We start from the raw sequence: 20,733 nt of genomic DNA, 5'->3' as shown, positions 1-20,733 counted from the left end.
CGGGCATGGCCAGGTTTCCGTGGAGCCGGCCAGCGGCCGGCATTACCGCGGGCGGACGGCCATCAGAACCCGTGCGTGATCGCTGCCGGGCTCGCCGCCGAATAATCCGCGTACGGATCGTGCTCGCCGCTGCCGCCCTCGGAGAGGCGGAACTTCAGCGCCAGGCCGTCACGCGAATCGGCCGCACGCAGCGCCTCTTCCTGTTCGATGATGCCGGACTTGGCCATCCGGAACAGGCATTGGTCGAAGCTCTCCATGCCTTCTTCCAGCGAGGCTTCCATCGCCGCCTTGATCTCGTGCACCTGGCCGCGGCGCAGCAGGTCGCGGATCATCGGGGTGTTGATCAACACCTCGGTGGCCGGCAGCCGGCGCCCGTCCTGGCCCTTGACCAGGCGCTGGGACACCACCGCGCGCAGGTTCAACGAGAGGTTCATCAGCACGTTGCGATGCGCGCTCTCGGGGAAGAAATTGAGGATGCGCTCGATGGTCTGGTCGGCGTTGTTGGAGTGCAGCGTGGCCAGGCACAGGTGACCGGTTTCAGCGAAGGCGATGGCCGCCTCCATCGTCTCTGCATCCAGGATTTCGCCGATCAGGATCACGTCGGGCGCTTCACGCATCGCGTTCTTCAGCGCGTTGTGGAAGGCATGGGTATCGAGGCCGACCTCGCGCTGGTTCACGATCGACATCTTGTGCTTGTGCAGGTACTCGATCGGGTCCTCGATGGTGAGGATGTGCCCGGTCGTGGTGCTGTTGCGGTGGTCGATCATCGAGGCCAGCGAGGTCGATTTGCCCGAGCCGGTCGAGCCGACCACCAGCACCAGCCCGCGCGGCGTCATGATGACGTCCTTCAGGACCTGGGGCAGGTTGAGCTCTTCGATGCTGGGAATCTTGCTGCGGATGGCACGGATCACCATGCCCACTTCGCCGCGCTGCTTGAACACGTTGACGCGGAAACGCCCCGCCTCGGCCAGGGCGATGGCCATGTTGAGCTCAAGATCGCGCTCGAACTGGGGCACCTGGCCCTCGTCCATCAGCGAATAGGCGATTTTCTTGACCATGCCCGGCGGCAACCCGGTGTTCCCCAACGGGTACAGCTTGCCTTCGATCTTGATGTACACCGGGGCTCCGGTGGTCAAGAACATGTCCGAAGCGTTCTTTTCGGTCATCAGCTTCAGGAAATAGCCGATATCCATGCGAAATGTTTCCCCAACAATCAGCCGCGTGCCATTGCAAGCACGCCGCAGGCTTCCGACAATGGCCGCGCACCTTCTTCTGGCGAACGGCACCCCCAATGAATCCTAGCTTCGCACAATTACGACGCACTCTGTATGTGATGGCGTGCGCATTCGCGCTCTCTGGTGCCGTCCAGGCGCAGGATGGCGCCCTGGAACTGATGCAGGCCCGGCAGGCGGTCGACAAGGCCACCCAGGCCGACGCCGACCAGTACGCCCCGGACCTGATCGCCGTGGCCCGTCAGGGCCTGGAGCAGGCCCAGCGCGCCGCGGGGGACCGCCGCGAGCGCAAGAACGCGCCCGTCCTGGCCGTGCGCGCCACCGCCGACGCCGACCTGGCCCGGGCCCGCAGCGAGGAGGCCACCGCCAACGCCCAGCTGCAGCTGCGCCGCAACGAGGTGACCCAGCTCGAACGCCAGCTGGCCGCCGGGGAGGACCGCCGATGAAGGCCGTTGCCCTGCGCCTGTCGCCGCTGCTGCTCGCCACCGCGCTGTCCCTGCCGTTGCTGGCCAGCGCCGCCGAAGACCCGGCCGTGGCCCAGCTCACCCAGCGCCTGATGGCGATCCAGGCCAACCCGGACACCGCCGAACTGGCCGCCTTCGAGCGCCTGCAGGCCCAGCAGGCCGTGGCCGAGCTGGCCAAGGCCAAGCGCCGCGACCTGGACCAGGCCCGTTACCTGGCCGACCGCCGGGTCGAGATCGCCGAGACCAGCGTGCGCGCCGGCCTGGCCAAGCGTGAGGTGGCCACGCTGGAGCGCACCCGCAGCGACCTGCTGATCGAAGCCAGCCGTCGTGACGCCCAGCGCGCCCGCCAGGAGAACGAGCGCCTGCGCGTGCAGGCCCAGATCCAGGCCGAGGAAGCCGAGCGCCTGCGCCTGTCCGCCGAACAGGAGGCGCTGGCCCGCCAGGACGCCGAAACCGCGCTCACCAGCGTGGCCGGCAAGCAGACCGCCCGCCTCAGCGCCGCCCAGCAGAACGCGGCCAAGCTGGCCCGGGAAGAGGCCGAACTGGTCTCGGGCAACACGCTTCCCGGGTCGAAGGTCGACAGCCGCGGTGAGGTATTCACCTTCGCGGGCGACGCCTTCGCCAGCGGCAAGGGGGCACTGTCGGCCGGGGCCAAGGGCCAGGCCAAGGCGCTGGCCGAATACCTGAACATCGGCAAGAAGGGCCGCGTCCGGATCGAGGCCTACGATGCCGCCGCCGGGGTGGGGCAGCAGCGTGCCGACGCCCTGCGCGACGCGCTGGTGGGCGCCGGGGTCAGTGCCAGCCGGTTGCAGGCCAGCGGCAAGAAGGCCGCGTCCACCAAGGCCCGCTCGGCCGAGGTCATCATCGCCCCGTAAACGATGTTCATGACCCGCGCGTCATGACCACCGGTCATGACCTGCCCGCCATCGTTCCGGTAGGTCACGACCGTTGGTCGTGACCGCCTCGATGGCCGGCGCATATCGCCAACACGTTGTTTTCGTTACTTTTTCGTTGTTGTGCGTGTTCAGCCTGAACGTCTGCTGCGCCATTGGGTCGATTTCAAACGAAACCCTTGAACCGGTCGTTTGGCAGGCGTAGGGTCGATTGTCCGGGTTGCCTTCTGCAGCCCGGATGATTGGAGGGCCGGGCCGATGAACCAAGGGCGCGAACCAACGCCGTCAGCAGTCCGGGTAGTCCCGGCTGTGCGTGTGGATTCGGGTGCGGTCACGGTTGATGCCGGCACTCCTCCCAAAGCAACGCCCCGTGCCGTGTCGGCCGGGGCGTTCTTGTTTCTGCCGTAAAGCGATAGGAGGTTCATCATGTTTGAAGGTCAGCCCCAGAGCGAAATCGACGCACGCCGCCAGCGTGACCCGGAATTCAAGGCCCTGTACGAACGGCACCAGAAGTTGAACAAGAAATGTATGGATGCCGAGCTGGGCGTACTTCCGATCGACGGTGTCACCCTGGGCCAGATGAAGCGTGAGAAGCTGTATGCGAAGCAGAAGCTGGAACGGCTTTACTCCTCCCCCCTGAATTAAAGCCCCCTGCGTGCCGGCCCACGGTCGGCACCTACCGTTCACGGGCCGCCCTGCGGGCGGTACCTGCCCCAAACGCCGCGGGCGGCGTCCGTCTCCTCGTCGACGGGCGCCGTCCGCGTCGCTCTTTCAGGGCCTCGCCCTGGAGGCGGCCGGGCAGACAAGCGCGGCGTGTCAGTAACGCCGTTATGTCGGATAATCGGGAGTCCGGCCGCGTTGCGGCGCGAATCGATGTGATCCGATGGCAATCCACTCCTCCGTACTCGACCTCATTGGCAAGACCCCGATCGTCAAGGCCCAGCGCCTGGATACCGGTGTCTGCGAGCTGTACCTGAAGCTCGAAAGCGCCAATCCCGGGGGATCCATCAAGGACCGCATCGGCCTGTCCATGATCGAGGCCGCCGAAAAGCGTGGCGAACTGAAGCCGGGTGCGACCCTGGTCGAAGGCACCGCCGGCAATACCGGCCTGGGCCTGGCGCTGGTGGCCCAGCAGAAGGGCTACAAGCTGATCCTGGTCGTGCCCGACAAAATGAGCCGCGAGAAGATCTTCAACCTCAAGGCGATGGGCGCCGAAGTGCGCCTGACCCGGTCGGACGTCGCCAAGGGCCACCCGGAGTACTACCAGGACATGGCCCAGCGCGTGGCCGAGGAAACCCCGGGCGCGTACTTCATCAACCAGTTCGGCAACCCGGACAACCCGGCCGCGCACGAGTTCGGCACCGGCCCGGAGATTCTGGAACAGATGGGCGGCGACCTGGACGCCATCGTGTTCGGCTGCGGCAGCTCCGGCACCATGACCGGCCTGTCGCGCGCCTTCGCCACGTTGTCGCCGAAGACCGAGCTGGTGCTGGCCGACCCGGTCGGTTCGATCCTGGCCGAGTACATCAATGACGGCGTGCTCAACGACAAGTCGGGCAGCTGGCTGGTGGAAGGGATCGGCGAGGACTTCCTGCCGTCGATCGCCGACTTCAGCCGGGTCACCAAGGCCTACGCGATCACCGACGCCGAAAGCTTCCACACCGCGCGCGAGCTGCTGGGCAAGGAAGGCATCCTCGGCGGTTCCTCGACCGGCACCCTGCTGGCGGCGGCGCTGAAGTACTGCAAGGAACAGACCACCCCCAAGAAGGTGCTGGTGCTGGTCTGCGACACCGGCAACAAGTACCTGTCCAAGATGTACAACGATTATTGGATGCTGGACAACGGCTTCCTGGAGCGCCCCCAGACCGGCGACCTGCGCGACCTGATCCTGCGCCCGTATGGCCAGCGCGACACCGTCGTGATCGGCCCGAACGACCTGCTCACCACCGCTTACCAGCGCATGAAGCTGTACGACGTGTCCCAGCTGCCGGTGATGGACGGCGACCAGCTGGTCGGCATCGTGGACGAAAGCGACGTGCTGCTGCATGTCTACGGCGACGAAACCCGCTTCCGCGACACCGTCGCCACCGCCATGGTCAGCAAGCTGGACCGGCTGGACGTGAAGTCGCCGATCGAGGCCCTGCTGCCGGTGTTCGACCGCGGCCAGGTTGCCATCATCATGGACGGGACCAGCTTCCTGGGCCTGATTACCCGGATCGATCTGCTCAATTATCTGCGCCGCCGGGTGCAATAACGACCCGATGGCCGGCGTTCGGCTCTGAACCTGCGTTTATCGGCGTCAACGGGCGATTAAGCCAGCGCTGATAGAATTCCGCTCCTTTTGCGGGAGCCCCAATAGGGGCTTCCAATTGCTGGGAAACACTATGTCCGACCACGCTTCCTCCGGGCACAACGACCGTGCACTCGCCCTGGCCACGCTGGCCATCCATGGCGGGCAATCGCCGGACCCGAGCACCGGCGCGGTGATGCCGCCGATCTACGCGACGTCCACTTACGCCCAGTCCAGCCCCGGCGAACACCAGGGTTTCGAGTACTCGCGCACCCACAACCCGACCCGCTTCGCCTACGAGCGTTGCGTGGCCTCGTTGGAAGGCGGCGGCCGCGGCTACGCGTTCGCCTCGGGCATGGCCGCCACCTCCACGGTGATGGAGCTGCTGGACGCCGGCAGCCACGTGGTGGCGATGGACGACATCTATGGAGGCACCTTCCGCCTGTTCGAGCGCGTGCGTAAGCGCACCGCCGGCCTGCAGTTCAGCTTCGTCGACCTGACCGACCTGGCCGCCCTCGAGGCGTCGATCACCCCGCAGACGAAGATGGTCTGGATCGAAACCCCGACCAACCCGATGCTGAAGATCGTGGATATTGCCGCGGTCGCCGCCATCGCCAAGCGCCACGGCCTGCTGGTGGTGGTGGACAACACCTTCGCCTCGCCGATGCTGCAGCGGCCGCTGGAGCTGGGGGCCGACCTGGTCCTGCACTCGGCCACCAAGTACCTCAATGGTCACTCGGACATGGTCGGCGGCATGGTGGTGGTCGGCGACAACGCCGAGCTCGCCGAGCAGATGGCGTTCCTGCAGAACTCCATCGGCGCTGTACAGGGGCCGTTCGACAGCTTCCTGGCCCTGCGCGGCCTGAAGACCCTGCCGCTGCGCATGAAGGCACATTGCGCCAACGCACTGGCCCTGGCCCAGTGGCTGGAAAAGCACCCGGCCGTGGAAAAGGTGATCTATCCGGGCCTGGCCTCGCACCCGCAGCACGAGCTGGCCACGCGCCAGATGAACGGCTACGGCGGCATCGTCTCGATCGTGCTCAAGGGCGGGTTCGAGGCGGCCAAGCGTTTCTGCGAGAAGACCGAGCTGTTCACCCTGGCCGAGTCGCTGGGTGGCGTGGAAAGTCTGGTCAACCATCCGGCGGTGATGACCCATGCGTCCATTCCTGTCGAACGCCGCGATCAGCTGGGCATCAGCGATGCACTGGTGCGGTTGAGCGTGGGGGTGGAGGACCTGGGGGATCTGCAGGTGGATCTGGAACGGGCGTTGGGCTGATCGCAGCCGATCCCGATGAACGCAATCGAGCCCACCCGACCGTCTGCCCAAGTGCGCCTGCTGGCGTGGTTGCGCAGTCAAGGTTGGCTGCGCAGCGCCTATCACCTCATTCCACGCCCGCTGCGTGAGGGCGCTTTGCAGCTCCTCACTCATCGCCTGCGTGCGCGTACCGGTTTTGCACGTACCGCCGCCTGGCGGGAATGGAACCGGCAGGCGCATCCGGACGCGCCGCTCGTTCGCGCGCCGGGCGTGGAGCCGGTGCGATCCGGAGTCAACATCATCGGTTACGTCAACGGCCAGTTCGGCCTGGCGGAAGCGGCGCGCAGCTATGCGCGCGCACTCATGGAGCAGGGGGTGCCGGTTGCGCTGCACGATATCAATCTGGGCCTCCCCAACGCGCGTGCGAAGAGCGCGCTCGATGCCCATATCGATGACACGATGCCGCACCGGGTCAGCATCATATTCGTCAATCCAGATTACCTTCCGCAGGCGTTGGCGAAGATCGGCGAAGCGCATCTCAAGGGGCGGCACCTCATCGCGTGCTGGTTCTGGGAACTGGAGCGGATTCCGGACGCCTGGCTGCCATCACTGGGCCTGGTGGACGAAGTCCTGGTCGCGAGCGCGTTCGTCGAGCAGGCTGTTGCGCGGGTGACCGACAAGCCGGTGCTGCGGGTACCGATGCCCGTTACGGTGCCTGCGGACAGTGGATTGCAGCGTGCCGATTTTGGCCTGCCGGACGATGTCTTTGTATTCCTGACGACCTTCGACTTCAGCTCCAGGATGGAGCGCAAGAATCCGGAGGCGGCCATCCGTGCGTTTCTGGCGGCCTTCCCATCGACGCGCCGTGACGTGCGCCTGGTGGTCAAGAGCAGCAATGGGCATCGATTCCCGCATTGGCTCAAGCACCTGCTGGCCCTTGCTGCGGGCGACGATCGAATTCTGATTCGGGACGACGTCATCGAACGAGAGCATCTCGCCGCTTTGCAACGGTGTTCGAACGCCTATGTATCGCTGCATCGGGCAGAGGGTTTCGGGCTGGGAATGGCCGAATGCATGGCGATGGGAAAGCCGGTCATCGCCACGGCCTGGTCAGGCAACATGGAGTTCATGGACGCAGGGTGCGCGGCGCTGGTCGATTACACCCTTGTTCCGGTTCGCGCCGGCGAATACCCCGGGGGCGAAGGCCTGCGATGGGCTGATCCAGATATTGAACAGGCCTCCGCCTGGATGCGGCGGCTGGTTGATGAACCCGGGCTGGCACCTGGCCTGGGCGAGCGGGGCAGGCAGCATGTCGACGAGGTTTTGTCCGGCAGGCATGCCGCGCGACAGATCATCATCCGTACAGGTGAAATCGAGGCTGGGCGGATGTCCACGCAGCAATGCATGAAAGAACCACTGGAAGAGGGCGAAACAAGCCGTGATTGACATGCTGCGGTCCCTTTGGGCATACCGCTACTTCATTCTCTCCTCGATCAAGAACGATCTGAGGATGCGCTTCATTCGAAGCAAGCTGGGTGCGCTGTGGATGATCATTCACCCGCTGATGCAGGTGCTCATCTTCGCCACCATCCTCTCCGAGGTGTTGTCGGCAAAAATGCCCGGCGTCGAGAACAAGTATGGATACGCCCTGTATCTGATGGCGGGAACGCTCTGCTGGAGCATGTTCTCCGAGACGGTATCCAAGTGCGTCAATCTGTTCGTGGATAGCGGAAACCTGATGAAGAAGATGGCGTTCCCGCGGATCTGCCTTCCGTTCATTGCCGCCGGGACCATGCTGGCAAACAACCTGCTGCTGCTTGCGGCGATCTTTGCCGTGTTCGCGGTGATGGGGCACTATCCCGGTGTACAGGTGCTGTGGCTGCCTGCGCTGATCCTGCTGACGCTCGGTTTCGCGATGTCGATCGGTCTCCTGCTCGGCGTATTCAATGTATTCATGCGGGACATCAGCCAGGTGGTTCCGGTTGTCCTGCAGGCGTTGTTCTGGCTGACGCCGATCGTCTACAACGTGAGCATCCTGCCGGAAGCGGCTCGCGAGGCATTCAAGCTCAACCCGTTGTACCCGCTGGTGACCAGTTATCAGCAGGTGCTCCTGTACAACCAGCCGCCCGTGTGGATGGATCTGTTGCCGATGGCGGTGGTGACGTTGATCCTGCTGCTTGCGTCGCTGGTGGTGTTCCGCAAGGCCAGTCCGGAAATGGTGGACGCGCTATGAGTGGTCTGCTGAAGCTCACCGGTGTAGGCAAGGCCTACCGGCATTGGGGCAGCGAATGGCTGCGTGCAGCCAGCTGGTTCGGCCTGCCGGTGCGCCCCAAGGAAGAACACTGGATCCTCCGCGATGTGTCCCTGACCATCTCGCCGGGCGAGGCCGTGGGTGTGGTGGGCCGCAATGGTGCAGGCAAAAGCACCCTGCTGAAGCTCATCACCGGCACCACCCAGCCCACCGAAGGCAGCATCGTGCGCGGTGGACGCATCGCCGCCATCCTCGAGTTGGGCATGGGCTTCAATCCGGACCTCACCGGCCGCCAGAATGCCTTCCACGCCGCGGGTCTGATGGGGTACACGCAGCACCAGATCGAAGCAATGATCACCTTCATTGAAGCGTTCGCCGAGGTGGGCGAGTATTTTGATGAGCCTGTCCGCACCTACTCCAGCGGCATGCAGGTGCGCGTTGCGTTCGCTGTCGCGACGGCATTCCGCCCGGACATTCTCATCGTCGATGAGGCGCTCTCGGTCGGCGATGCCTATTTCCAGGCGAAGTGTTTCAAGCGCGTGCAGGAGTTCAAGGAGCTGGGCACCACGCTCATCCTGGTGAGCCACTCCGTCGCCGATATCGTCAAGCATTGCGATCGCGTGATCTTCATCAAGGACGGCGGTGTTCACGCCGATGGACCGTCCCGCGAAGTGTCCAACCTGTATCTCGACGAATTGTTTGGCCGCAAGCCTGCGAAAGCGACCGCGTTGGCTGGCAGCGTCGCACCGGCGAGCGTGGTGCTGGACGGCGGGAGCGAGGATCTGTTCCACACCCGGCGGGGCTACAACAAGGCCGAACATCGATGGGGCCAGGGCGGAGCGAGGATCATCGACTACGCCATCGTGAGCGGAGGCGAGGAACACCCGGCGCGCATCGACAGCGGCGCACGCACCGAGTTCGTGATGAAGGTGCTGTTCGAGCAGGATGTCGAGAATGCAGTGCCCGGGATTCTGATCAAAACCCTGGAAGGCCTGTTCCTGTACGGCACCAACTCGTTCCTGGCCAGCAACGGGGCTGCAGCGATCTCCGCGAAGGCGGGCGACATCGTGGTCTGCAGCTTCCAGGTGCCGATGAACGTCAATGAAGGGCACTACATGGTGTCGCTGGGCATCTCGTCGGGAGATCCCCTTTCCGAATTGGTACCGCTGGATCGCCGGTACGACTCCATCCTGCTCGATGTGAGCCGGCCGATGCAGTTCTGGGGAATTGTGGACCTCCACGCTGACTTCAGCGTGCAGGCGGCCTGACCAGGCGCAGAAACGTATGTGGTACCGAGAATTGGATGATTATGCTTATGAATGATGCCCCCACCCGTGCCGACGGCTCGATCGAAGCGCTGGTAGCCGCGTTGCCGGAGAAGTACCAGCCCATCTTCGGTCACCCGGAGCTTTCGGATGGAAGTTCCCGCGGGTGCGAAGATCGATTGGCGCTCATTCTTGCAGCGGCCCAGCGATTGCAGGGCGCGTTGGGGCGGCCGCTGCGCGTGCTCGACCTCGGCTGTGCCCAGGGCTTCTTCTCGCTGAACCTGGCAGCAGCGGGTCATTCCGTTCATGGTGCGGATTTCCTCGATCGAAACGTCGATGTCTGCGCTGCGCTGGCCGCGGAAGCCGGCCTGGGCAAGGCGACCTTCCAGTGCGCCCGCATCGAGGACGTCGCTGCCGCATTGCAGGCCGACACCTATGACCTGGTCCTTGGTCTCAGTGTGTTCCATCATCTGGTGCACGAGCACGGTCTTCCCCCCGTCGTGGAGATCCTCGCCGGGATCGCGGACAAGATCGGCTGCGGCATCTACGAGGTCGCGGTGCGCGAAGAGCCGCTGTATTGGGGGCCGTCCCAGCCGAAGCACGCCAGTGAGCTGCTCGCACCCTACGCCTTCCAGCGGGTCATGTCCTGGCAGCCGACGCACCTCTCCGGCGTTGAGCGCCCCCTGTATTTCGCCAGCCAGAAGTACTGGTATGTCGGGGATGATTTCCGTGCATTCGATTCGTGGCGCTTCCAGTCGCATTCGATGGACATGAGCAGTCACCAGCAATCGCGACGCTATTTCTTCAGCAAGCATGTGCTGCTCAAGCAGTACTCATTGGCGAATCCGGCCCGACGTGAGTTCAATCGGGAGGAGTACGAGAACGAAGCGGGCTTCCTCGGCGCACCGCCGCCGCAGATGCGTACCCCTGCATTGATTGAAGCGGTGGTGGATCGCCAGGACTGCTGGCTTGCCAGAGAGATGTTGCCGGGCCGGCTGCTGCTGAAGCTGATGGACGAGCATGTGCCCTATGCGGCCGAGCGCGTGGTGGATGGGCTGATCCGCCAGCTGGTGCTGCTGGAGGAGCGTGGCCTTTATCACAATGACGTGCGCTGCTGGAATCTGATGATCGATAGCGATTCGGAGCCACACCTCATCGATTTCGGCGCGATCTCGAAGACCCGCAGCGACTGCGTGTGGCCGGTCGATCTGCTGGTGTCGCTGCTGATCACCGTGCGCGAAATCTTCATGGGGCACGTGGGTCCGGTGCTGCCGGTGCGGCGTGGCCTGCTGGATGTCAGCATGCTGCCCATGCGCTACCAGACTGCGTTCGCCAACGCACTTGCCAAGCCGCGTGGCGCCTGGAGCTTCCGCGAACTGTCGGACGGCATCAAAGCATGGGCCGGTGAGTCGATGGAGTTCCCCGGATACGTCGCGGCGATCGCCGCCGCCGAACGAGGGATGTTGAGCCTTGAAGGCACGCTTGCGGCTGAGATGCATGAGGGCAGGGTTGCCCGCGAGAACCTTGCACGCTCGCTGGACGAGGCCCGCGCGGAGCTGACACGCTCCCGTGAGGATGCCCATCGTTGGCACCTGCTTGCTGCGCAACGGGACGACGAGATCGCCACCTTGAATGACCGCACGATGTCCACGACGGTCAGCCACGGTGCCCTGCAGCATCGAATGGAAGGCTTGCTGGCCCAGTTGGCGGTCCAGGAGGCGGAGGCGCGCAGGGTTGGTGAGGACAATGCCGCGCTCGGAAAGTCCGTGCAGGAGTGGCAGGCGCGTGCAGACGAACTGAATCACCTGTTGCATCTCGTTCGCGGCAGCTGGTCCTGGAAGTTGACCGCCCCGCTGCGGGGCCTCAAGCTCCTGGTTCGGCAGCCGACCGCCTTCACCCGGCGGATCGTCCTGGCCGGCATGCGACGCGTGGTGCGTTATCCGGTGCTGGCGCGGCGGCTCAATTCGCTGGCCCAGTTGTTCCCGCCGCTGCACGCCAAGCTGATCTCGGTGGCCGTGAACAATCGAATCATCGCCGACGTTCCCGCTCCAATCGAGCAGGAAGGGATCGTCGGTGGCGTAAGCTCATTTACCGGCCTGACCGAGCGCGACGGCCTGGACCGCCTGTCCATCCGTGGCAAGGCGTTTTACCAAGGTATTGCAAACGGCAATCGCAAGGAGACCCGTTGATGCGAATTCTTTTGGACCTGCAGGGTGCGCAAGGCGAAAGCCGGCGCCGCGGCATCGGGCGATACTCCTTGTCGCTCGCGATCGCTGCAGCGCGGGCGAAGCGGGGGCATGATCTGCATCTCCTGTTGAATGGCGCCTTCCCGGAGACCATCGATCAGATTCGGGAGGCATTCACGGGCCTCGTGCCGAGACACAAGATTCATGTGCTGCATGTTCCGCTTCCGGTATTCGAGCGCGACGCGGGCAACGACCGGCGCAGAAGCCAGGCAGAGATCATCCGGGAAGCTGCGATCGCTTCGGTGAACCCGGATGTCGTGCACGTCTCCAGTCTCTTCGAGGGATTTGCCGACAATGCCGTCTGCAGCGTCAGCCAACACTGCCGCGTGCCTACGATCGTGACGCTTTACGATCTGATCCCGCTGATGAATGCGAAGCTGTATCTCGATCCGGATCCGACCTACAAGAGCTTCTACCTCGGAAAGCTCGGCAACCTGGGACGTGCCGATGGCCTCGTGGCCATTTCCCAGAGTTCGGCGGCGGAAGGGCACGACGTAGCCGGCTTCCCTGCTGATCGGATATTCAACATCTCCGCAGCATGTGATCGTGCGTTCCGGCCGCTGAAGCAAGCCGACCCGCTGCGCGGCGCTACACGCGCGGCGTTGGGACTGCGCGGCGGATTCTTGCTGTATACCGGTGGTGCGGATCGGCGCAAGAACCTGGGCCGGCTGATCGAGGCGTATGCCGGCTTGGACGTCCACACCCGTGCACATGTGCAGCTGGTCCTGGCGGGACACATGCCGGGCCCGCAAGTTGCCGAGTTGCAGTCCCTGGCGCACGAGAAGGGGCTGGGTGAGCGCGATCTCGTCTTTACCGGATACATCTCTGACGAACAGTTGATTGCCTTGTACAACGAATGCAGCCTGTTCGTTTTCCCGTCCTGGCACGAAGGATTCGGTCTGCCCGTGCTTGAGGCCATGGCCTGCGGCGCAGCGGTCATCGCATCGGATGCGTCCAGTATTCGGGAAATCGCGACCGAGAAGACGGCCCTGTTCGACCCGAACGACGCGGAGTCCATTCGCGAACGCATGGCGCATTTCCTGGCAAACCCGGAAGAAGTCAGCCGCCTGCGGGCGTACTCGCTGGAGCGCGCGAAGGTGTTTTCGTGGGACAGGGTCGCCGGACACTTTCTGGACGCCTGCGAGCGCGTTGCAGCACTCGGCATCGAGCGCACCTCGGTCGCGGCGGCCATCGACGACGCGATCGCCAGGCTTGGCGCTCTCAGGGGCCAACAGTCCAGCGAGATGCTGGCGGCCGCCGACGCGCTGGACCGAAGCTGTGCTGCGACCCCGCAGTTGCTGGTGGATGTGACCGAGCTGGCCGACAAGGATCTACGATCCGGCATCCAGCGTGTGACGCGCGCGGTGCTGGCCGAGTGGGGGCGCGTGCCGCCCGCCGGGTACGCCCTGCAGCTCGTGCGGATGGACCGGAGTGTGGGGACGTATGTCTGCGCAAACCGGTATGCCGCCACATTGCTGGGCGTGGAATCCCATCCGGACGTTCCTGTTGTCGCCCATCCCGGTGACGTGTTCCTTGGTCTGGACCTGGTGGGGTCCGCCGTGCAGGCGGGGAGCGCGTGGTTCGCGGCATTGCGGCGCAACGGCGTCAAGGTCAGCTTCGTCGTGTATGACATTCTTCCCGTCAGGCACCCCGAGTGGTGGCCAGGTGGGGGCGGACAACACCATGAGGCCTGGCTGCGCAATATTCTTGCCTGCGCCGACCAGCTCATCTGCATTTCCCGGGCGGTGGCCGATGATGTCAGCGCCTGGATGGATGAGAACCGGATAGACAGTGCGGCCACGATCGACTGGTTCCACCTCGGTGCGGACTTGGACGGCAGCATGCCTTCCAGGGGCCTGCCCGAAGATGCCGAGCAGGTTTTGGCGCTTCTGTCGGCGGTGCCGAGTTTCCTGATGGTGGGGACCATCGAGCCGCGCAAGGGGCACGAGGCGGTACTGGCCGCTTTCGAGGCGCTGTGGGCCGACGGCTACCAGATCAACCTGGTGATCATCGGTCGCAAGGGGTGGCTGGTCGACGCGCTGTGCAGGAAGCTGGCCGGGCACGAGGAGCTTGGGAAGCACCTGTTCTGGTTCGAAGGCGCCAGCGACGAGTACCTCGACCTGGTGTATGAGAAATCAAGCTGCCTGATGGCGGCGTCCGAGGGTGAAGGCTTCGGTCTGCCGCTGATCGAGGCGGCCCAGCGCGGCCTGCCCATCATCGCGCGTGACATTCCCGTGTTCAGGGAAGTGGCGGGCACGGGGGCGCATTACTTCCACGGTGCGGGCGCGGTGCCTATTGTGAACGCAGTCAAGGACTGGCTGACCCTGCATGCACAGCAGGCTCACCCAAGGTCTGACGGGCTTGGCTGGCTGACATGGACCCAGAGCGCGGTCCAACTGCAGCAGGCGCTACTGCGCGGCGAGGGCGGGGGCGACCTGCCTGCCCGGACACCATCCTGAGCTATGATTCGTAGCTGATACGACGCGCCGGTCCCCCCGGACCCGCGCCATCTGGCGGAATCCGCCACACCAGACTTTTTGAGAGAGATCGGAATGAGCAAGAAGAAGGCGATTATCACCGGCATCACCGGCCAGGACGGCGCGTATCTTACCGAGCTGCTGCTGAGCAAGGGATATGAGGTCTACGGGACGTATCGCCGCACCAGCTCGGTCAATTTCTGGCGCCTGGACGAGCTTGGCGTGACCAAGCATCCGAACCTGCACCTGGTCGAATATGACCTGACCGATCTGGGGACCACCATCTCCATGGTCCAGAAGATCCAGCCGGAAGAAATCTACAACCTGGCCGCGCAGAGTTTCGTGGGTGTGAGTTTCGAGCAGCCCACTACCACTGCCCAGATCACCGGCGTAGGCGCGTTGCATCTGCTGGAGGCCATCCGCCTGATCAACCCGAAGATCCGCTTCTACCAGGCGTCTACCTCGGAGATGTTCGGCAAGGTGCAGGCCATTCCGCAGGTCGAGGACACGCCGTTCTATCCGCGCAGCCCGTACGGCGTCGCCAAGCTCTACGCACATTGGATCACGGTCAACTACCGCGAAAGCTACGACATCTTTGGTTCCAGCGGCATTCTGTTCAACCACGAAAGCCCGCTGCGCGGTCGCGAGTTCGTGACCCGCAAGATCACCGACTCGGTGGCCAAGATCAAGCTGGGTCAGCTGGACTGCCTGGAGCTTGGCAATCTCGATGCCAAGCGCGACTGGGGGTTTGCCAAGGAATATGTGGAAGGCATGTGGCGCATGCTGCAGGTGGACCAGCCGGATACCTTTGTGCTTGCCACCAACCGAACCGAAACCGTCCGCGACTTCGTGCAGATGGCGTTCAAGGGCGCCGGCATTGACGTGGAGTTCCGCGGCAAGGACCAGGACGAAACCGCCATCGATACGGCCACCGGCAAGGTGGTGATGCGCATCAATGCCAAGTTCCACCGTCCGGCCGAGGTCGATCTGTTGATCGGCAACCCTGAAAAGGCAGAGCGCGTATTGGGTTGGAAGCCGCAGACCACGCTGGAGCAGCTGTGCCAGATGATGGTCGAGGCCGATCTGAAGAGGAACGAAAGTGGGTTCTCCTTCTGAGATGGCGGGAAAGCGTGTTCTGGTGACGGGAGCGTCCGGTTTCACTGGGCGCTACATGGTGCGCGAGCTTGAGAGACGGGGTCATACGGTCGTCTCTCTAGTGAGCGCCGCCCAGTCGACTGCGGACACCGAAGATGATCCTCAGGTCAGGCGTGCGGACTTGAGGGACCTACGTACGTTGACGCAGGTCATGGATGAGGTTCGCCCCGACCACGTGATCCACCTTGCCGCTCTTGCGTTCGTCGCACACGGGAAGGTGGACGACTTCTATCAGATCAATCTGGTCGGTACCAGGAATCTGTTTCAAGCACTTCAGGACGCCGGCCACATTCCAGTAAGTGTCCTTTTGGCAAGCAGCGCCAACGTTTATGGGAACACGACCGAAGGCGCAATCTCAGAAGCTGTGCCGCCCAATCCCGCGAACGACTATGCGGTCAGTAAGCTGGCAATGGAGTACGTGGCGCGGCTGTGGAGCGACAGATACCCACTGGTGGTCGCGCGGCCATTCAATTACACCGGTGTTGGTCAGGATGAGAAGTATCTAATTCCGAAGGTGGTTTCTCATTTTGTGAAGGGCGCGAACGAGATTGAACTGGGCAACATCGATGTGTGGCGGGACTTCGGCGACGTCAGGGCCGTGGTCGATGCATATGCGCGCTTGATGGTGGAGCCGAAAGCGGCTTCCATGATCGTCAATGTGTGTTCGGGTGAAGCGCATTCGTTGCGTGGCATCATCGATACCTGCCAGCGCATCACCGGGCATGAGATCGCCATACGGGTGAATCCTGCGTTCGTCAGGGCGAATGAGGTTCGCGTCTTGCGCGGAAACAACGAATTGCTGAAAAGTGTGATCGGCGACTGGAATTGCCCGGATATCAGCCAAACGCTTGAATGGATGTTGACGTCGCATTTGGGGTAGCGCTACTCGCGAGAGCTTCTGTTTGGTCCGAGCGGCGCATTGGCGCCATTCGGCGCCGAATCAGTGTTGAGTGGGTAAGCGGATCTCTCCGCCTGCAGCGCTCGGTGCCCCGCCTGCTGTGATGAAGTTTATTTGGGCCGATTCGGCGTGCTGTCGGACGGCCTTTGATTACAGGTGCCTTTTACATATGTATCCATACCTGATGACGGTCTTCAGCGTCGCGGCGTGCTCCTTGGTGCTGCTTGGCTGCGGTTCGCTTTTCGTGCGATCAGATTCAGGCCACCTCCTGCCTGATGATGTCAGGGGGGCGGTGGGGGCGGCTGCAAGCCTGGCACTCGGCGTGGTCGCATTCGCGCTCTTGGTAATCAATTTCAACTTGTGGTTGCCAGGGAAGTGGGTCTATTACGGACTTGTCGCCGTGGCTGGATTCGGACTTCTCAGATTGTTGGTATTGCGCCGGACGGGCGGCATGGAACTAATAGTATGGTTGGTCGTGCTGTGTGTAGTCGTCGGGACAGTCGCATGGATTGTCGGGATACGCGTGGATGCGGCGAACTACTGGCTCATCGAGACTTCCAATCACGACACGCTCTTTTATTTTGAAGGTTCGCGTTGGGCGCTCAATCACCCGATCTTCGTTGGCCCCGAGGTTGTTTCCGAAGCGCTCAATCTGGGCGGCTGTCGTCTCGGTGCTGTCTACATAGGAAATGACTGCCCGGTATATCGAGGCGGAAGCTTCTCGATGCTCGGGATGGCGCTTGCGTACGGCGGTGGTGCTACTGCCAATGAGATGCTGATCTCGTCGGCTCTTGGCTCCCTGTTCATCGGCATTGGACTGCTCCCTATCGCCGTCATGAGCCGCTCAGGTGGCCGCTCGCTGCGTGTGGCGTGGTTGCCTGCCTTGGCCATTCTGACGGTGCTGGTCTACTTCTCGCCGAGCATGCTAGCGGCAGCGATCAACAGCAATGTCGCCACAACCGTTGGCGCGTCCGCCGCAGCCATGGTGCTGGCACTCGCTGCATCGATTGATCGATGCTGGTGGCGTCGAGCGCTGCTGCTGGGCCTTGGGGCGTCGTTGGCGGCACATTGCTACGGCGAGGCTGCGGCCGCCGCGGTAATCCTGGCTGCGTTTGGGGTGGCATGGGGTGCCCTGCTCAATCGGTCCTGGGCGGAGTTCTTCAAGGGCGCGGCGCTCTGCGCTGGCGCGTTCTTCCTTGCCTCCAACGTCCTTGTCATGGAACTGTTGCAATCCGCAAGTGATGTCGAGGGTATCGCCAGCGGCGGGACGTGGGAAGGCATGTACCTGCATGCCAGTCCTTGGACTTGGGTAGCTGCGCCATTTGCTGGAATGGTGGTGAATGGGAGCCCCTACGTCAGCCACAGCATGCTTGTAATCGGTTGGGCTCTGGCCGCGCTTGTAGCACTGGGCAGTGCGTGGGTTCCTGCTGCGCGTTCAGCGGCTGCCTCGCTCTTGCTAGTCTCGCTGTTGCTGATTGGTTTCGTCGAAGTGCGGGACTACGCCTATGGAGAGCATAAAGTTGTCCAGATGATCGGGCCAGCGGCCTGTGTTCTGGCCGCCGTCTTGATCTTGAACGGTCTCAGGGAGTTGGGAAATGCAGCGCGTAGCAGATCAGTCAAGTGGGGCATTCTGGCTTATGTGGCGCTCGTCTTCCTGTTGATGCTGGCCGCGATCCATAATCATGCCCGTCCTTCCATGGGCATCGTAGAGGGATGGAAGGGAGTGCATGGCCTATCGCTGGATTTTGCTCGTGACCTGCCGTCAGGTGCAGGAGAGGCCTGGGTCATAGATGATGCCGGCGTCGAAGGTGTTGAGAGATTCCAGAAGTCCCACTATGTTTCCTACCTCGCCCATGAGCAGGCCTCACTCGCGTACCTGCCGAAGCTCGATCAGGAGGGCATGAGAGGTGGCTACGCCAGAAGGGCGCGCGGCGACACATTCCATACTGCAGTACACCCGCGATGGGTGGTGCAACTGAAGTCCTTTACCGGCGTCCAGTCTCCGTTCGTTTATCCATCCGGTGGAGTGAAGGAATCCACCGAGTACAATCTAGTGGATCTCGAAAAAGCGGGTGAGGTGGTCGCGGTTTCCGGGTGGGGCTGGTTGCCATGTGTGGCCGGGGGCTGTCCGGTGGCATCCGGATTTGAAATCGAGGCATTGGTGTCGGTGCCTTCGCAACAGACATGCCGCTTAACCGTGTACGCAGACCACACGCCCGACTTCGCTTCACTCGACGTGCTGGTGGATGGTGGAGATGGTTCGCCCGCGGTCGGTCAGTTGGCGCCAACTGGGATGGAGATCCCATTGAAGAGCGGCTGGCAACGCCTAACCTTCGTTGACCCGAAGGCCACCCCAGGCGCGCTTTGGGTGATTCAAAAAGTGACCAGCACCTGCGGAGCGTCGGCCGTCACTCGTTAGCCTAGTCGCTGCCGTGCGCTTACGCGTTGGGACGCCATGGAAGCGCGGGAGCGCAAGCCCGCTGAAGGGCTTGCTCGGCCCGCTTCCTTGCGGTTCATGCTTGTGAAAGCCTGGCCATTCGGAGGGTGTTCTGTGGTTGCCTACGGATGGGTTGCCGATGCCCGCGGAAAGGAGGCTCAATCCGCGGATCCTGTGCCCGGAAGCCTCGCGAAACGAACACGCTCGCCCGGGTGGGCCGGGATCCCGCCAAACGAGTCCGGCTCCAAAGCATGGATAATAGGTAGTTGTTCGCGCTGCCTCGACGCGCACTTTTCTGGATGGTTCTGTATGCAACTTCTCATCGTGTTTGGCCTGGTCATCCTGGGGGCCTTCGGCACCCTTCTACTCAAGATCGGCGCCGGCAAGGTCCACTACTCGCAGGGAGTGGTTCCGCTGCTTGATTCTGCATTTCGCAATCCGCCCCTGATCGCGGGCATGATCATGCAGATGATTCCGCTGGTGGCTTGGGTGGTACTTTTGAAGTACATGCCATTGACCAAGTTGCAACCCATGATTGCTCTGACCTACGTGGTAACCCCGATCCTGGCGATCGTTTTCCTGGGCGAGCAGCTGGGCCCGCTTCGGGCCACTGGAATCGGATTGATCGTGCTAGGCGTACTGCTGGTGAGTGCGAGCTGACTCATGAAGATATTGATCGTATTGACCTATTACACGCCCTACATGAGTGGGGTGACCGAGTTCGCGCGTATGCTCGCCGAGGATCTCGCCGAGCGTCACGAGGTCACCGTGCTGACCACCCAGCATGATGCCAGCCTGCCCGTTGAGGAGACGATGAGGGGCGTGAAGGTTATCCGGGCTCCGGTATTTGCGCGCCTGCACAAAGGTGTAATCAGCTGGCGCTTCATCACTTGGTTCCGACGTTTGGCGCGCGCACATGACGTGGTCAACCTGCATATGCCGATGCTGGAATCTGGCCTGCTCTCACTGCTCGTACCATCACGTAAGCTGGTAGTGAACTATCAATGTGACATGGCCGTTGTGGGCGGGCTGATGGATCGTGTTGCGGTGAACGTGACGCGACTGTCGTGCTGGCTGGCAACGCGCCGCGCACGGGATGTGGGTGTGCTCACCCACGACTATGCCGCTTCCTCATCGTGGCTGGTCGGGAGCAAGCACAAGCAGCACGAAGTGTTGGCGCCGATGAAACTGATGCCCTGGCTGGATGCGCCGACCGCTGGCGATGGCGTTTTTCGCTTCGGTTTCGTTGGTCGTTTCGTCGCTGAGAAGGGACTGCCGGTCCTGCTTGAGGCCTTCTCCGAGATCCACCGACGGTATGGTGCCGGCGTCCGGCTGGTGCTGGTAGGCGATACCCACAACGTGGCCGGCGGAAGCATCATGGACTCCATCCATGGGCAGATTGGGTCATTGGGCGATGCGGTCGAAGTACGGGGGCGAGTCAGCGAGGAAGAATTACGTGCGTTCTACGCGCAGCTTGATGTACTGGTGCTCCCCAGTGTCAACCGTTATGAGGCTTTCGGCATGGTCCAGCTGGAGGCCATGCAGAGCGGTGCTCGCGTTCTGGCGTCCAACCTGCCTGGTGTGCGGACAATCGTGCAGAACACCGGAAATGGCGAGGTGGTAGGCATTGGCGACGCACCAGCGCTGGTTGACGCGATGCAGCGCATGATCGAAAGCGGTGATGACGTGAGCCGTCGGGAGATTCGTGAGCGGGCACTGCAGGCCTATCCGCTGCGGCGCTTCCATGACCTGCAGGAAACGATGCTGATTAAGCGTACTGTGCGGAGTTGAACCTGCCATAGAGGCTGGCCCCAGTCCACGCATGGCCTGCCTGACTGCTTGCGCGCGGGAACGTATTGAGCGACTCTTG

General features: G+C 62.9%; 16 protein-coding genes. 15 read left to right on the top strand and 1 reads right to left on the bottom strand.

Translation table 11 applies throughout. The features are described 5' to 3' along the window. Nucleotides 1-62 precede the first annotated feature (62 nt). Entirely contained in the window at nt 63-1,193 is a 1,131-nt protein-coding gene (locus tag RT456_RS15330; protein WP_313347899.1) for a PilT/PilU family type 4a pilus ATPase, read from the bottom strand. A 98-nt stretch (nt 1,194-1,291) separates the two neighbouring features. Here RT456_RS15330 and RT456_RS15325 point away from each other — a divergent pair, with 98 nt between their 5' ends. The 15 genes from RT456_RS15325 (at nt 1,292) to RT456_RS15255 (ending at nt 20,654) form a co-directional block, all read left to right on the top strand. Further along, nucleotides 1,292-1,678, top strand: coding sequence for a DUF4398 domain-containing protein (locus RT456_RS15325; RefSeq protein ID WP_313347898.1), 387 nt, complete (start codon nt 1,292-1,294; stop codon nt 1,676-1,678). Continuing rightward, nucleotides 1,675-2,571, top strand: a complete 897-nt coding sequence (locus RT456_RS15320; protein ID WP_313347897.1) for a hypothetical protein — start codon at nt 1,675-1,677, stop codon at nt 2,569-2,571. Before RT456_RS15325 ends, RT456_RS15320 begins: the two co-directional genes overlap by 4 nt. Nucleotides 2,572-3,015: 444 nt before the next feature. Then, complete coding sequence (locus RT456_RS15315; protein ID WP_282245428.1) at nt 3,016-3,234, top strand: YdcH family protein; 219 nt, start codon at nt 3,016-3,018, stop codon at nt 3,232-3,234. 238 nt (nt 3,235-3,472) lie between these two features. Next, nucleotides 3,473-4,843 carry a pyridoxal-phosphate dependent enzyme gene (locus RT456_RS15310; RefSeq protein WP_313347896.1) on the top strand — a complete coding sequence of 457 codons (1,371 nt, stop codon included), beginning with the start codon at nt 3,473-3,475 and terminating at the stop codon, nt 4,841-4,843. 130 nt (nt 4,844-4,973) lie between these two features. Then, nucleotides 4,974-6,155, top strand: a complete 1,182-nt coding sequence (locus RT456_RS15305; RefSeq protein ID WP_313347895.1) for a cystathionine gamma-synthase — start codon at nt 4,974-4,976, stop codon at nt 6,153-6,155. Nucleotides 6,156-6,170: 15 nt separating this feature from the next. Next, nucleotides 6,171-7,580 (top strand): glycosyltransferase family 4 protein, encoded by a 1,410-nt coding sequence (locus RT456_RS15300; RefSeq protein WP_313347894.1) that lies wholly within the window; start codon nt 6,171-6,173, stop codon nt 7,578-7,580. Next, nucleotides 7,573-8,367, top strand: a complete 795-nt coding sequence (locus RT456_RS15295) for an ABC transporter permease (protein WP_259261752.1) — start codon at nt 7,573-7,575, stop codon at nt 8,365-8,367. The genes RT456_RS15300 and RT456_RS15295 overlap by 8 nt, the downstream gene beginning before the upstream one ends. Further along, a complete protein-coding gene (locus tag RT456_RS15290; protein ID WP_313347902.1) occupies nt 8,364-9,653 on the top strand; it encodes an ABC transporter ATP-binding protein in 1,290 nt (429 codons plus the stop codon). Before RT456_RS15295 ends, RT456_RS15290 begins: the two co-directional genes overlap by 4 nt. 47 nt (nt 9,654-9,700) lie before the next feature. Further along, nucleotides 9,701-11,839 carry a methyltransferase domain-containing protein gene (locus RT456_RS15285; protein WP_313347893.1) on the top strand — a complete coding sequence of 713 codons (2,139 nt, stop codon included), beginning with the start codon at nt 9,701-9,703 and terminating at the stop codon, nt 11,837-11,839. Next, nucleotides 11,839-14,355 (top strand): glycosyltransferase family 1 protein, encoded by a 2,517-nt coding sequence (locus RT456_RS15280; protein WP_313347892.1) that lies wholly within the window; start codon nt 11,839-11,841, stop codon nt 14,353-14,355. The genes RT456_RS15285 and RT456_RS15280 overlap by 1 nt, the downstream gene beginning before the upstream one ends. A 93-nt stretch (nt 14,356-14,448) precedes the next feature. Then, nucleotides 14,449-15,489, top strand: coding sequence for a GDP-mannose 4,6-dehydratase (gmd, locus tag RT456_RS15275; RefSeq protein ID WP_313347891.1), 1,041 nt, complete (start codon nt 14,449-14,451; stop codon nt 15,487-15,489). A gap of 1 nt (nt 15,490) precedes the next feature. Then, nucleotides 15,491-16,408, top strand: coding sequence for an NAD-dependent epimerase/dehydratase family protein (locus tag RT456_RS15270; protein ID WP_313347901.1), 918 nt, complete (start codon nt 15,491-15,493; stop codon nt 16,406-16,408). Nucleotides 16,409-16,529: 121 nt separating this feature from the next. Further along, nucleotides 16,530-18,845: a hypothetical protein gene (locus tag RT456_RS15265; protein ID WP_313347890.1), complete on the top strand. Its 2,316-nt coding sequence runs from the start codon at nt 16,530-16,532 to the stop codon at nt 18,843-18,845. Nucleotides 18,846-19,172: 327 nt separating this feature from the next. Continuing rightward, entirely contained in the window at nt 19,173-19,523 is a 351-nt protein-coding gene (locus tag RT456_RS15260; RefSeq protein WP_313347889.1) for an EamA family transporter, read from the top strand. A 3-nt stretch (nt 19,524-19,526) separates the two neighbouring features. Beyond that, nucleotides 19,527-20,654 (top strand): glycosyltransferase family 4 protein, encoded by a 1,128-nt coding sequence (locus RT456_RS15255; RefSeq protein ID WP_313347888.1) that lies wholly within the window; start codon nt 19,527-19,529, stop codon nt 20,652-20,654. Nucleotides 20,655-20,733 lie beyond the last annotated feature (79 nt).

The organism is Stenotrophomonas sp. (genome assembly GCF_032099025.1).
In the GTDB taxonomy this organism is placed as follows: Bacteria; Pseudomonadota; Gammaproteobacteria; order Xanthomonadales; family Xanthomonadaceae; genus Stenotrophomonas.
This window is presented reverse-complemented; position numbering and strand designations above follow the sequence as displayed.